Raw genomic sequence first — 13,872 nt, forward strand, 5'->3', positions numbered from 1 at the left:
AAACTTATATTTTTAATTACCTGACTTTAATTTTTGGCTGAAATATAAGTTTTCCTAAATTCCTACTCACTTATGATAAGGCTCACCGTGATGCCTTTAAATGAGGTTATTAAAAAAACCTTGGTGGAGACCAACCTCTACCAAGGTTCTTAAAATATCATTTTATGTTAGAAGATCTCTAGAACTACATTTAAATTAGAAAGTGCCTATCATTCTTCACAAAAACTAATGATTTCCTTAGGTACAGGTTCAAATATTAATACCTCTGGCTTTGGATAAGGCCTTTTCCTCAAATAATCTTTGAGTGGGATCATACTTTTCCAGTACTGCTCAATCCAATAATCAATCGTTTCTCCAGTGTCAAAATTTAAAGCTTCCTCATCAAACTCTTTCATATCTTCATAGAATGCTTGATCATAAATAGAAAGTGAAATTTCACTATCAAATACAAATATCTTGTCCGTAAATATAGGAAAACAAAAAGACTCGGAAAAACGATTGATTATATCAGCGCCTATTGCTTCTTTGAAATTAATCCATTTAGGAATATCAGAAGGTCTTAAGTTTTCTGTTATCTCTAATTTCACTCTCCCACCATTACTATATCTATGATTTGACTTCGTAGAATATTTAATGCCACTGTTCATGACTTCCTGCTGTGAAACATGAAACTCATGACTCTCGGGAAAATATGCATGGTATAGTAAATCACTCATGTATCTCATCTTCTTATTTCTTGATTTATGAGTTTTGATTGAACCTTTTTTATGACTCAAAAGCAGTTCTTTCTGGGAATACTCCTCCCTCTCTGATTAGGCAAACTGCTAACCTTTGAGCAGCTCTATCAAAATAAAATTTTGAGGGAATATTCTCATCTGGTATAGCTTCTATTTCTGAAACTTTTCTCGTCAATTTATTCAATTCAATTTTCCCCATACTATTTTCATTTGGACCAAATCTATATATGACTGCATCTTTACTTTCAAATTCTTTTAGTAACAAGACGTATGAAGCCATCTTCATTCCTCCTTTAATGGATACCAAGGACGACCAGACTCTACTGTTTTATCATGTGCTGTCCTATAATTAGTTTTAAAAATCCCCTCGAACTTTGATTCAAATATTTCATGATTTAATAGTGCAATATCATTCTTATTATAACTTCCTTTTTGTAGCCTGTCCCATGCCTGTGCAATTTCATAATCAGGATCAAAGCGTCCGACACCATGCTCCTTTATGTGTTCCTTAATAAATAAATGCTCTTTAATTCTTTGAACTCTTTCTTTAGTCATTCCTGTATTTTTAGAAATTAACTGAACATCAATTTTAGATTTTCTAAAATTAGCATACATTTCTTCTGCTCTATCAAGTTGTTTTAGATAATCATCGATTGAAATTTCCCTACCACCAGTTTGAATCCCACTTGTACCCTTAGTCCCCATCTTCCCCTGAAACCCTTTCGCCCCAAACGGCAAAAGCATTCCAAGTGCCGCATTCATACTCGCTTCCTGCTGTTCTTTCGAGATCTTATTTCCAAACATGTCTCTCCCTGTAATCGCTTCGCTGAAGCCGTTCGTGGCGGTAAGGCCATATAAACCTTTTTGAGATGTTTTTAAGGTATCAAAGGACTTTTGGGACGTCTTGTAGATGTCGACTGCCCTAACTGCGGCTGATGTGGCTTGGGTGGTTTTATAGACCGCTTTGCCGCCTTTAAAAATGCGACCTGCCCAGCCAAAGATTGGGATGTAACCTGCTGCTGCCATGCCGCCTGCCGCGACTCGCTGGCCTGCGGTGAGCTCTTCACCTGTGATTGGATCGACGCCTGTAGCGGCACGTTTTGCATCGTTCACACCTGTCAATTCATTGACAATATTCCCGCCATAATCAAGGGCTTTTTCATACCAAGGACGGTTGGCGAGTGCTTCTTGTTCCTTTGCGATCTCTCGGGCCTCTTCTTGTTCTTTTTTGATGTTCAGATATTCAGAAGTTTGCTTCTCAATATCGCTTTTTGCCTTGTAGATTTCGCTATTTTGATACGCTTTCTTGTCAAAATTCATCGGCGAAATCGCTTTTCCGTCATTTGTCGCATTGATCATTTCAGCGTACAATGCCATTGTAGCCTGTTGCTCTGTCTCTGACAAAGCATATTCATCTTTTAAATTTTGATCAAGTTCAATCAAATCCTTAACAGTGTTTTTCCGTTCATCTTCCGCATCTGCAATCTTTTCATCAACGGTTTTACTATCAAATACCTCTAGAGATATGAGGTCATCAATATCTTCGAAAATCGTTTTAAGTGCCTTTTTCTGATCCTTTACAATGCTTTTGGCATTCTTGATGCCCATATGTACTGCGTTGTCTAAAAAGTGTTCTTCTACAAAGGTATCGCCGCCAAAGTTTGTATCATCAAGTGTACCAGAAACACCTTCATGAAAGGCTTTTTGCTTATCAATGAAGCTAATAAACATGTCCACATTGCCAGCCAGCTCTTTGTAGAAGCTTTTAATATTATCGGCGCCTTTTCCAGTGAAATCGTCACCAAGGTTTGCCACGCCCTGGAGCGCCTTTTTTAAATCTACCATTTGTTCGCGGAGTGCCTGATAGTGTTTTGCCCTTGTATCCATGGCTTTTATAAGTGCTTTTGCATCAAGTATTTTATTCAGGGAAAGTCACCACCCTTTATTTAATTCACATGTATTATTTTACTATCTCTATCTATTAATTGGAAATATTTCGAGTTCATTAACAAAAATAGCAAAAAGCCACACGCTAAAGCTGTGCAGCCTTTTGTGACTTTTAGGTTTTCACTGGATTCGACTTTGTCCTACTTCACATCATCTCTTAAGCTGCATAAGTTCAGCCAATACATCATCAGAGGTTGTCAGTGTTCTTGCGTTTGATTGAAACCCCCGTTGAGAGATAATCATCTCGGTCATCTCATCCGATAAATCTACATTAGACATTTCTAATGTACCTGATCTCAATTTGCTATCATCATTTGGATCATATTGCTCATCACCAGAACTTGCAGTTTTACGATATAGGTTTCCACCGATCTTGTCCAGTCCTGCTGGATTATTGAAGGTTGCTAGAACAATAGGTCCTGCTTCTCTTAATGTACCTTCATCACCTACAATCGTATAATAAACCGTTCCATCTTTCCCAATTGATTGAATATTAACATTTGGGCGTTCCTCTCCAGAAGTAGCATCCCAATCAGATGGCTTTGGAATTATAATAGATTCTAGAAGAATCGTGTTATTAAATGGTGGCAATATTTCACCTGTTTGATTATTTCTAGCTAATCCTTTAATCGGAACACCATCTTGATTCACGAGTACACCATCAGCTCCAATATAGAAGTTACCTGCTCTTGTAAATGTTCTTGTATCATCCGCTCCTTTTTGAACTATAAAATACCCTTCTCCTTGGATAGATACATCTAGTGTTCTTCCCGTGGTTTCAAGACTGTTTGGAGCATGTTTAGTATGAATTGCACCTACAGATACACCTAATCCAACTTGTTTAGAATTCTTGTTTAATGAAGCAGTTTCCAGTGTTTGGCTCATCATATCTTTAAAAGTAACCTGATCTTTCTTATAAGATACAGTGTTTACATTGGCAACATTATTACTTATAACATCAAGTTTTGTTTGAAAGGCTTTTAAACCAGAAACACCAGAATACATTGACCTTAACACGTCTCTTCCCCCTCTGCTTTTTCTCGTAATGTGTCAAAAGGAACAAATACTTCTTTTGCTACCTTTGCAATGATCATATTTCCACTAGCATTAAACGAACCATTAATCACACCACCAGCAATTGGGACAAGTTTAATTAAGTTAACAGCACCTTTTGATCCGAACTTTGTTACAAGTCTAAAACCAACTTTTTGATTAATCTTCACTAGTAGTTGTCTAGGGACTTTGTGTATTGTAGTTACAACCAATTTTCCTCCTATAGTTAAACTCAATTTTTCGATTAGTTCTATTCCACTCTTTCCAATTAAACAAATGTATACAAATGTTTTCACTTTATCGTCTTGCAAGTCGTATCCTCTTAAATAAGCAATACACGCAATCATACGAATTTGATTATATAAATTAGTTACCATATCTGTTGGGACAGCAACAGGCAGAGTCATTACACCACCCACACCAGTTAAAAACCCAGTTGCACCGACTTTTGCGGTCTGCCAACGTATTAAAGCGTTTACTGCATCTTCTCTAGATCGATGCTTTTTCAAATAATCCTCCGCTAACTGCTTTGCAGAAAGTGAGGTTGAAAAACCATTCAATGATTTCTCAAAACACCAGTCAAGTAGCTGCACCATTTTGTGTTGAGTTAATTCTTTCCCCATAGAATTTACACCTTTCTATATCTAAATCATTTTCTTTAGCATTTCTCCATCAACTCTAAAATGAGAAGGGACCTGAAATTTTTCCGATAATACATCAATCTTCATCTCCTTCTGTATGAGAAAAACATTTGGTAAACGCTCTTTTGTTATTTTTTCTTTCAAAAATCCTGTAAGATAGAAAGAGTTTTGGTGTAATAGAATATCTACTGGTGCAAAGACTATCTTTCCCTTTTCTGAGCTTAATAATTGTATCCATTTTTTCTTTTCAATTGCCTCAGTCAACAATTTTAAAGTGTTCAATACTGACGTTGCATCTTTTTCAGTATCACATTCATGCAAGTACCTTGAAAAAAATTGAGTTGTTTGTTGATCTTGGATAGGGATTGAGAAGAGAATCTTTTCTAATAATTTTCTTGATTCATTTGATGTTAAGCTGCTACTGTCTAACACAATTTTAAAGAGAGCCATCATTTCACCTTTATGTAATTGCATACTCTCGTTTATTGATAGAGTATAGCCTCCTAAACGCCGATCATAGATGAGTTCTAATTGATAATGAAACCTTTCAATATAATATTTCAGATCAGCAACGTCTCTTTGTATCGTCTTGAGCGTCACTTGAAAACGATCTGATTCAACTTGCTTTTTAATCACTTCTTTGTTTAAAAGTTTTTCATACAAGAACAGCATCCGATTAGTTTTGTTTCTTTCAAATTTCAACACATACACCTTTTCTGCAATTATGTTGGTTGTTTTTTACTATAACCAAATACATGGACACAACATGTCCATTCCAAAAAATCATTAGACTGTTTAAAATTCCCCCATTCCCCCTATGATTCTGAAACATACCTTCAAACATCACTTCCTCTCACAAATGACAGATATCAAAACAAATAGAAAAAGGAGTAGCAAAATCATCCTCATTGGATGACTCCGCTACTCCTTTTTCGTTATGAAAATATTTTAAGACTCGATGATTCAACGTTATTTGAATACTTTCAATTTCCCTTTTATCAGATATTGTGATTTGATCAATCATCAACCTCATTAACTGTTTCATTTGTTCGTTGGTCAATTGTTTTTTTAATCTCGTATGAAACTCTTTCATTATGGCTGATACAATATTATAATCTATTGGTTTCGTGTGACTTTCACCTAACTTCTCTGTAATGAGGCGCATTCTCTCCTCTAGCTTTTCTTGATCAGAATTGATGTTTTTCAATCGATTTTGCAAATCTAATTTAGTAATTGTCCCGTCCTCGTAAATCTCAATTACTTTTTGTTTCTTTGATTGCAGGTTTGATAGATCAATTTTCAACTGTCTATATTGTTTCTCTAATTCAGGCATTTCATTATTTTCACTATTATTGAGTTTAGAAAGAATAGCATTAATAACCTTCTCATTATTCGCCACTTTAGAAATCTGATTCAAAACATATTTGTCTGCATAATCAGCACGCACTCCATTTGATTGACATACAGTAGACCCTTTATTCTTCCACGCACCACAAACATAATATTCTAATATTCTTTTTGTTCCATCTTTTCTCTTATTGGTTGTTCTTCCTATAACCATTCCTGACCCGCAAACAGGACATTTCATAATGCCCGTTAAAGGGAATTTGCCATTATGGATTCGATTTGGTTTTCCCGATTTGCTTTTCATAATAGATTTTGTCTTTTCCCATGTTTCTTCGGTAATGATTGGCTGATGTTTGCCTTTCTCTATGACTGGATGAGGATTAATATTATTGCGTCTCTTTTCTTCCCAATCTCTTCTTACATTAAAACGAATCATGCCTACATATAATGGATTTGTTAAAATTGTTTTTATCGCTGATATTGAAAATGATTTATTCTTTTTAGTTGTGAAACCTTTTTTATTCAAATGATTAGCAATAGATTTATAGCCATGACCTGTGTTATACATGTGAAATATTTCTCTTACTATTGACGCTTCTTCCTCATTGATGACCAATTTAGATTGTTTTCTTTTACGGTTATCATCAAAATGACCAACCACATCGTAGCCAAGAACCTGTCCACCGTTCCATGATCCTTCTCTTGCTCTTGCAATCATTCCCATCTTTACGTTCTCTGCTATGTTTGCTCTTTCAAACTCGGCTATAATCGCCATCATTTGGAATTGCATAACACCAGATGGCGTTTCGGTTTCATGACGCTCTGTTAAAGAACGAAATGAAATATGCTTCTTCTTTAACAAATCAACGATAGTTAACAAATCTAACGTTTTCCTTGAAAATCGATTCATTTTCCAAACAAGAACCATATCAAAGGCATGTTCATTTGCATCTCTAAGTAATTGCTGTAATGCAGGTCTGCCTTTTATTGATTTGCCGCTTATACCTCTATCATCATAAATTTTGAATACTTCATATCCTTCACGATCACACATTTCTTTCAATACTCTAATCTGTTCTTCAATGCTATACCCTTCCTCCGCTTGCTCTGTTGTTGATACTCTCACATATAACGCAGCCTTTTTCCGTTCTAATGTCGTATTTAGATCCATTATTGCTTTTGTCGAATTATTCATCTTCCTTCCTCACTTTTCTTTGATTCTTTGTCAATATCACTAATTGCTTCTCTTACAACATGAGTCATCATTTCTATAACAATATCAAAATCTTTATTCTTATCTTCGTAAAATAAATCCATTATCCTCATCCTTTTTTATGATATATATTTGAACAATATATTAATTCATTCAGTTAAATAAAAGGGGGAATGGGGGAAAATCCCCCCCTGCTGCTTCTAATATAAAATTCTCATATGGCTTTTCTAAAGATAAAATATCCTCAGAAAAAACAATACAGATCGTATAAACACCATTTTTTGATTGATTACTCGCTCCCTTTATATTTTTACGAATTTTCAGTTTGTTATTTTCGTGATGTAGCACACCTTTTTCTTTTAATGCATGTAGTACCAATTTGTCATTTGGATAACCCAAATAAGTTACAGCTTCTTTAAATACATTGGACAAAGTGTATACGTATGTTTTACCTTTTTCGTATTCAATTGTGCCCCAAACTTCAGAGCCACCTCCACTAGATCCTTTTTGATAATATTTTCTACTATGTTGAATGACATGGTCCATAAACTGTCTATGAAAATTTTCACCAATATTTCGATCTTCACAAGATTTTTTCTCTTGATCAATTAGCATACTCTTAATCTGATCACGACATAATTTATATCCAAATCCTTTTTCTAAAAGATCAACAGTTGTTAATATAAGAGACATTTTTCCAGAAATGCGGTCAACTAAATGACTAACAGGCATCTCTTTTTTTAATTCTTCTTTATTTCTTTCTAGCAACTCTTCCAATTCCCTAGATGGATAACGATTAAGGAGTCTTGCAAATGCTTCTCCAAAGAATCCATAGTTTTGTTTCACTGCCTTTTTCACATTTTCTGCATGAGTGGCATCTTTAAACCAGTTGATCCCTTCAAATTCAAACAATCGAACCCGAAGCCCAGCATTTTTTTCTGCTCTATTAATAATGGATTGCTCTCCAGTAGTTATAATCGTTGTACACCACGTGCCACTTTTCTTCATGGTGGAATCTTGATTAAGGCGTGTTCGCTCTTGATTTTGTGAAAATTCATAAATAAGGGAGCTTAATTTCTTGCTTTCCATCTCATTCATCGTTGTTTCATCGAAGACGATTGGCATTCCAAAGTTGCCAGTCAATGAGGAGATGAGAGCATTTTTTGTTCCATTAAAAGAACGGATAAGACCTTGATGATTATTATTTGGATTACCAAAAGGTGATACTGCAAGCATACTAGCGGTAGTCTTGCCAGTAGATGAGAACCCATGGATGTGACACATGAGCGACCAATCCCATAATGATTCACCTGACTGATTAAGAAATCCTAACAATGAAGCAGAGAGACCTATGCAAAACATTAGCTCGAGAGGAGCATGTCCTAAAACGTACTCTTTTAATAAATCTTCATACCCTTCAAGAGACCCCTTTGGTTGTAAATTGATTTCACCCGAATACCTTGATTCAATTCTATTATTATTGATAAGTGAATGGCTTTTATAGTTCATAAATCCGTTTATTCGATCCCATCCTAATCCTGTATGGAAATATCTTGGATGAATGCTCTTCTCGTGCTCACTAAGGAATGAAAAGACTTCTTTTGTCTTTTTATCACCAATAATATCCATGCCTTGATTCAAAAATTTCTTTGTGTTTTTTCCATCTAAATCCGATCTTTCAATATCCATTATGATCCAACAATCAATTGACCAAAAACTGATTTTCATTTTTAATTCGCCTGTCTCTAAACAGCGTTCTATGGATTTAATTTTAGCTGCTTTGGAGATATATCTGTATTCCTCCGTTTTTTTATCAAATTTAAATAACTGATTCCCTTGAACACGATAAGGGAATAATTCAATGTCCTCACTGGGTGGTACTAGTATAGCTGGTTCACAATCTTTACGTATCACTAAAATCCCTCCTTAATAAAATCAAAAACACCATACTCAAAATCATAATTTTAGAAAGGTGCCTATAATATATTGTTCTTTTATAATCAATATAATTAGATGAATGCCATATTGTACTTTTAAATTGATCCACGTTACAATTAAATAATGATGCTGAGAAGGAGGGTATCATTTGATTTCAATAGACAAAAAAAAAGAAATTTATAACTTATGGTTTATTAAACGCTTAACACAGCGGAAAATTAGTCACCAGTTGGGAATTAGTCGAGGAACGGTTAGCAAAATTATCAAAAGGTATCAGAAAAAAATGTATGAACTCAACCTAGATGCAGATGCTGATCTATCGGAATACATAAATATGATTGATGTAAGCTCCACAATACACAGAAAACGAAAACCTTATAAATTAAATGAAGATACTTTATGTACTATTGAAGAGTTAGTTATTCATAACGAGAAACTTAATAGAATCGGATCAATTGACGCATTAAACATTAAAGAACTCTTTGAACATTTCCAATCACTTCATAAAGAGAAGTCCAATATTATTACGGACTTCTCTCTTGATTATTTTTATAAAATTGTCAGAAAAATAAAAAGTAACATTCATGAAAATGGACTCTGATTTCATTAGTGATCAACTTTAGAACATCCATAAATACTTGTTAATCTGTGTTGAATATTTGCTCATCGACTTTCTTCCCATCTTTTAAGCAAATAAAATAGAGTGGCTGATTTGTTATTGCCTTTAATGCAATACCTATCAACCACTCTGAGTCTTCTTTATAAGTATATGTGTGAATCAAAACAGGATTCGGAAGTAATTCTAACAAATGATTTGGAAAGAGGGCAGTATCAAGTTCGTCATGATACAGTAAAACCGTCTCATTTCCTAAATTATTTGATTCCATTTTGACTCCAAACTTCTTTTTAAATAAATTGATTAATTGCTCGGTATTCATTCTATTTACCCCTTCTCTCTGCTATAGGGAACTAACTTCCATTGATTCTTTAATGCTGGATATAGAGGATGAAAACCTTTTTTTCCAGAATTCGATTCTATCTCTAAAATATTTGCTTTCTTATCAAGTAATAAAGCTAAAATCATATCTAGTCTTTTCATTGCTCTCTTATTGATTTCGGCTCCTTTCCCGATCGCAATAATTACATCATCTGAACTTTGGACTGCTTCTTGTATGCATTTCATATTTGTGGTTATAGATTCTTTTGTTTCTTTTCCTTTGATTGTAGGGAACAGATTTACGATATTTACACTACCATAGCCCAATTTAAAGAGATTATTCGTAACATACATGGTTGTTTGATCTAACAATATTTCATTTGCTTTGCCTGCCTTTTTCATGATGACAAGAGCCTTTTTCTCGTACTGATTCCATTCTTTTTTGATTAAAAACTTATTGTGCAAACCATCATCATAAATGACTTCTGTCCTGATCATATTTTTGATTAATTTCATTTTCCCGCTCCTATTGAATATATCCTTTTTCATTTAGAGATGTATATTTTCCATCGCCAATAATTAAGTGATCTAGTAGAGTAATTCCTATAAGTTTCCCCGCTTCAACAAGACGTCTAGTCACCTCAATATCTTCTCTAGATTCTGTTATGTCTCCAGAAGGATGATTGTGAGCTACAATTATACTAGCAGCGGAAGATAATATTGCGGGTTTCATGACCTCACGAGGGCTTACAAGAACAGCGTTCAAGCTACCAATATGGCAAATATTAATACTTAATGGTTGATTTTTAGTATCCAATGACACTACTATAAAGTGTTCACGATCTTTCCCCTTGAAGAAATCCTTTACCAATTCATACGCATTATTAGGAGAACGAATCCTCCTATTTTCATAAAGAATACTTGATTCTTTAACAAGTTTAATTGAAACAATATTTACTCTTTTTGATGATTTCACTATTTAACCTCATTTCTAAGTTAAGTATTTCTGGTCTTATTTATAATATATATTTGATTTCTTATTATTTAACTTTTAGGTTGACTTTACGACAAAAACGGAATACACTGCATGTATGATTTACACGTTTAAAATTTTTTTTACGGTAAGGGGGATGTGTATGATGAAAACCAGTACTCAACTTTTAACAAGAATATTTAACTCTTGGATTGAATTAGAAAATGAATTAGAGTCCATCGAATTAAATACCGAAAAGGGAGATTTAATGGAGTATTTCGCAAAATTTTATCTCGAATACTTTAGTTCTCTTTATGAAATAAATAAAGTTTTTATGAGACATGAAATACCTGAAGAAATTATTGACACTCTAAAATTAGAAGCGACTGATAGAGGTGTTGATGGAGTTTATATTAGAAATGATGGTAAATTAGTCGCTTACCAAGTAAAGTTTCGTACTAATAGAGAGCAACCCACTTATCGTGAGTTAGCTACTTTCTGGACTGAGTCAGAATATGCGGATTACAGATTGATTTTCAGTAATGCAAATTCCTTACCAATTGAAAATGTTAGACGGAAAAAGCAAATGGCTGTGTTAGGAAATGATTTGGATAACCTCGACAGTAGTTTCTTTGAGGCCTTGTCCATTAATTTTAAAGGTCAACAAATCCCTGAAAAACCACTTCCTACACCATTCCCTTATCAGACAAAAATTATAGATGATGTAATATCTAGTTTTGAAGAATATGACAGAGGTAAGGTTATAGCAGCATGTGGAATTGGTAAAACTTTAGTGTCAAAGTGGATTCATGATGCAATGGGTTCTAATTACACTCTTTTTACTGCACCTTCTCTTTCCTTAATTAAGCAAACAATTGAAGAATGGACTACGAAAACGAAACATCCTTTAACATTTTTGGCCGTTTGTAGTGATGAATCTGTAATATCAAGTTTACATGAAGACACAAATGAATTAGGTATAAATGAGGTTAACTTCCCTGTTACAACAGACCCAGAAGTTATTAAAGACTTTTTAACAAAAGAGTCCCAATATCCAAAAGTTATCTTTAGTACCTATCATTCAGTCGATGCTATAATGAACGCACTGATTAAGCTTGAACATGAATTTTCATTCGACTTAGCTTTGTATGATGAAGCTCATAGAACAGCTGGAACTAAGGATTCACGAATGTTTGTATACGCTTTAGAAGATAGATACATCCCAGTGAAGAAGAGATTATTTTTAACAGCTACAGAAAGAAATATCACTCAAAGAGTCAAAAATTTTGCTCAAGAATCAGGAATTGAAATTTTCTCTATGGATGATAAGTTGAAATACGGGCCAACATTCTCGGAATTAAATTTTGGAACAGCAATAGAAAAAAAGATTATTGCTGATTATAAAATAGTGGTATGTGCAATGGCAGAGGATGAATTATTAGAACTAGCAAAAGAAAACTCCTATGTACAGGTAGATATAGGTGATGGAACCTCTTCAACCACAATTGAAAATTTATTAAAGCAAGTAATTCTTGCTAAAGCAGTAAAAGAATTAGGCATAAAAAAAATTGTAAGTTACCACAGTAGAGTAGATATTGCATCAAAATTTGTAAGTGGGTCTAAGAATCAACTATCTTTAAGAGACGTATTTTCACAAGTAGCTCCATCGATTAAAGACTCTTCTTTATATCTAAACCATGTTAATGGGGGCATGTCCGCTGGAAAAAGAAAACAAATTCTGTCTGACTTTGAAAAAGGTGAATTTGGTGTAATTTCAAATGCTAAATGTTTAACTGAAGGAATCGATATACCAGCAATAGATGCTGTATATTTTGCCGATTCTAAAGATTCAACTGTTGATATAATTCAGGCAGTTGGAAGGGCATTGCGTAAGAAAAAGAACGATGATAAAACTTCTTATATACTCTTACCTGTAATTTTACCTTCAAAAGAACAGTCATTTAGTGGATTAAAATCGGAAACATTTGATACTTTACACAGTGTAATTCAAGCTCTTCGTGACCAAGACCATACACTTGCTCAAATTATTGATGAAGTAAATTATAGTATGGCTGCATTAGGATATAGTCCAAAGAGAGGTGTTATCAACAAAAAATTACAACAAAAATTAGTGCTATTTGCGCCTAATAAAATTCGAATTGAGAACTTTGAAACATCACTACAGTTTAGAATTGGTGAAATTAATAAAAAAGATTCTAAAGATACAGCAAAAGTAATCTTTACAGGTGCTAAAGGTGAAAGAAAAGGGAGTATTAAACGTGTATTTACTTCCATGGGAGACTATAATATGGATGCATATAAAAGTAGCCTAGTTATCCCTACACTAAGTAAATTTTCTTCTATGCAGGAGCAACTTTCTAGTAGTGATATTAAAATTAATAACAATAATGTTTCACACACTTACCGCTTAGGTGCTATTGAAAAAAGTGCTAAGGTTTTTTCAATAACTGAAATTGGTAAAGCAATAAAAAAAGATAACAACATCTTTGAACCAATCTTTAAAAGTCAACTTTTGAGATACCATATTTTCAATAAAGAAACCAATGAATTTCTATTTCCATACAGGGCATGGCTTAAAGTAATAAAAGAAACAAACAGGATTAGAAAACTTGATTTTATCTATGGGCTTTACCCATTAAAGTCGACAGAAAGCTCTGTAATTGACAATGCAATCGACCAAATTATTTTCCTTCAAAACACATACTCTGCTGTTGAAATACTCAATGATGATAATAAAGAAAAAGTTTTAGAAATCCTAAACAAAAAATTCGACATTGAAATAGACTACAAGGATGTATGGACTTCTAGAGGTACTTCTTATAATCAGTTTAATTATTTTGTAAAACATCTCCTTTCATTTGATAACATCTTTCAGATGAGCCCAACGGAGAAGCATGTGATTGAAATGAAACCAGGAGCAAAAATCAATATCGAAACCTTGTTAGAGGAATCCAATGAATTGGAAGAATTAGCATCCAAAACAAAAGACGTTGACCTATTAAGAAAAAAATATATAACACTCTAATTTCATACAAAAAAGGGAATTTCTAAATAATTAGAAATTC

The 13,872-nt window shown here is 33.8% G+C and carries 14 protein-coding genes; 2 read left to right on the forward strand and 12 right to left on the reverse strand.

Annotated elements, in window-relative coordinates; translation table 11 throughout:
- Positions 1 to 209 precede the first annotated feature (209 nt).
- The 9 genes from AC3WTB_RS09910 to AC3WTB_RS09950 form a co-directional block, all read right to left on the reverse strand.
- Positions 210 to 716, reverse strand: coding sequence for a DNA polymerase III (locus tag AC3WTB_RS09910; protein WP_087978686.1), 507 nt, complete (start codon positions 714 to 716; stop codon positions 210 to 212).
- 49 nt (positions 717 to 765) lie between these two features.
- Positions 766 to 1,017 carry a hypothetical protein gene (locus tag AC3WTB_RS09915; RefSeq protein WP_058336409.1) on the reverse strand — a complete coding sequence of 84 codons (252 nt, stop codon included), beginning with the start codon at positions 1,015 to 1,017 and terminating at the stop codon, positions 766 to 768.
- 2 nt (positions 1,018 to 1,019) lie between these two features.
- A complete protein-coding gene (locus AC3WTB_RS09920) occupies positions 1,020 to 2,624 on the reverse strand; it encodes a ribonuclease YeeF family protein (protein ID WP_492333669.1) in 1,605 nt (534 codons plus the stop codon).
- A 210-nt stretch (positions 2,625 to 2,834) separates the two neighbouring features.
- A complete protein-coding gene (locus tag AC3WTB_RS09925; protein ID WP_144457305.1) occupies positions 2,835 to 3,701 on the reverse strand; it encodes a flagellar hook-basal body complex protein in 867 nt (288 codons plus the stop codon).
- Positions 3,695 to 4,360 (reverse strand): EcsC family protein, encoded by a 666-nt coding sequence (locus AC3WTB_RS09930; RefSeq protein WP_144626521.1) that lies wholly within the window; start codon positions 4,358 to 4,360, stop codon positions 3,695 to 3,697. Before AC3WTB_RS09930 ends, AC3WTB_RS09925 begins: the two co-directional genes overlap by 7 nt.
- Before the next feature lie 21 nt (positions 4,361 to 4,381).
- Positions 4,382 to 5,080 carry a helix-turn-helix transcriptional regulator gene (locus AC3WTB_RS09935; protein WP_144457309.1) on the reverse strand — a complete coding sequence of 233 codons (699 nt, stop codon included), beginning with the start codon at positions 5,078 to 5,080 and terminating at the stop codon, positions 4,382 to 4,384.
- A 151-nt stretch (positions 5,081 to 5,231) separates the two neighbouring features.
- Positions 5,232 to 6,920 carry a recombinase family protein gene (locus tag AC3WTB_RS09940; RefSeq protein ID WP_492333670.1) on the reverse strand — a complete coding sequence of 563 codons (1,689 nt, stop codon included), beginning with the start codon at positions 6,918 to 6,920 and terminating at the stop codon, positions 5,232 to 5,234.
- Complete coding sequence (locus tag AC3WTB_RS09945; protein ID WP_260775064.1) at positions 6,917 to 7,042, reverse strand: hypothetical protein; 126 nt, start codon at positions 7,040 to 7,042, stop codon at positions 6,917 to 6,919. The genes AC3WTB_RS09940 and AC3WTB_RS09945 overlap by 4 nt, the downstream gene beginning before the upstream one ends.
- A gap of 49 nt (positions 7,043 to 7,091) precedes the next feature.
- Positions 7,092 to 8,852: a DUF927 domain-containing protein gene (locus AC3WTB_RS09950; protein WP_492333671.1), complete on the reverse strand. Its 1,761-nt coding sequence runs from the start codon at positions 8,850 to 8,852 to the stop codon at positions 7,092 to 7,094.
- A 172-nt stretch (positions 8,853 to 9,024) separates the two neighbouring features.
- On the opposite strand from AC3WTB_RS09950, the gene AC3WTB_RS09955 reads away from it, so the two are divergent.
- Complete coding sequence (locus AC3WTB_RS09955) at positions 9,025 to 9,477, forward strand: sigma factor-like helix-turn-helix DNA-binding protein (RefSeq protein WP_340994320.1); 453 nt, start codon at positions 9,025 to 9,027, stop codon at positions 9,475 to 9,477.
- 40 nt (positions 9,478 to 9,517) lie between these two features.
- On the opposite strand, the gene AC3WTB_RS09960 is transcribed toward AC3WTB_RS09955, so the two are convergent.
- From AC3WTB_RS09960 to AC3WTB_RS09970, 3 genes are read right to left on the reverse strand one after another with little or no spacing between them, the layout of a single operon-like run.
- Positions 9,518 to 9,814, reverse strand: coding sequence for a hypothetical protein (locus AC3WTB_RS09960; protein ID WP_340994322.1), 297 nt, complete (start codon positions 9,812 to 9,814; stop codon positions 9,518 to 9,520).
- Between the two features lie 5 nt (positions 9,815 to 9,819).
- Positions 9,820 to 10,329, reverse strand: a complete 510-nt coding sequence (locus tag AC3WTB_RS09965) for a DUF1643 domain-containing protein (RefSeq protein ID WP_492333672.1) — start codon at positions 10,327 to 10,329, stop codon at positions 9,820 to 9,822.
- 10 nt (positions 10,330 to 10,339) lie between these two features.
- Entirely contained in the window at positions 10,340 to 10,789 is a 450-nt protein-coding gene (locus tag AC3WTB_RS09970; protein WP_492333673.1) for a JAB domain-containing protein, read from the reverse strand.
- 160 nt (positions 10,790 to 10,949) lie between these two features.
- On the opposite strand from AC3WTB_RS09970, the gene AC3WTB_RS09975 reads away from it, so the two are divergent.
- On the forward strand, positions 10,950 to 13,832 hold the full coding sequence (locus AC3WTB_RS09975; RefSeq protein ID WP_424624296.1) for a DEAD/DEAH box helicase family protein: 2,883 nt from the start codon (positions 10,950 to 10,952) through the stop codon (positions 13,830 to 13,832).
- Positions 13,833 to 13,872: the final 40 nt, after the last annotated feature.

The sequence above is a fragment of the Bacillus sp. EB106-04-04-XG123 genome, assembly GCF_058791855.1.

What these genes read in the sequence shown, in the direction of transcription:
- AC3WTB_RS09940 (WP_492333670.1), bottom strand. Translation starts at nt 6,920, where the DNA reads ATGAATAATTCGACAAAAGCAATAATGGATCTAAATACGACATTAGAA.
- AC3WTB_RS09975 (WP_424624296.1), top strand. Translation starts at nt 10,950, where the DNA reads ATGATGAAAACCAGTACTCAACTTTTAACAAGAATATTTAACTCTTGG.
- AC3WTB_RS09930 (WP_144626521.1), bottom strand. Translation starts at nt 4,360, where the DNA reads ATGGGGAAAGAATTAACTCAACACAAAATGGTGCAGCTACTTGACTGG.
- AC3WTB_RS09960 (WP_340994322.1), bottom strand. Translation starts at nt 9,814, where the DNA reads ATGAATACCGAGCAATTAATCAATTTATTTAAAAAGAAGTTTGGAGTC.
- AC3WTB_RS09945 (WP_260775064.1), bottom strand. Translation starts at nt 7,042, where the DNA reads ATGGATTTATTTTACGAAGATAAGAATAAAGATTTTGATATTGTTATA.
- AC3WTB_RS09915 (WP_058336409.1), bottom strand. Translation starts at nt 1,017, where the DNA reads ATGGCTTCATACGTCTTGTTACTAAAAGAATTTGAAAGTAAAGATGCA.
- AC3WTB_RS09910 (WP_087978686.1), bottom strand. Translation starts at nt 716, where the DNA reads ATGAGTGATTTACTATACCATGCATATTTTCCCGAGAGTCATGAGTTT.
- AC3WTB_RS09920 (WP_492333669.1), bottom strand. Translation starts at nt 2,624, where the DNA reads ATGGATACAAGGGCAAAACACTATCAGGCACTCCGCGAACAAATGGTA.
- AC3WTB_RS09965 (WP_492333672.1), bottom strand. Translation starts at nt 10,329, where the DNA reads ATGAAATTAATCAAAAATATGATCAGGACAGAAGTCATTTATGATGAT.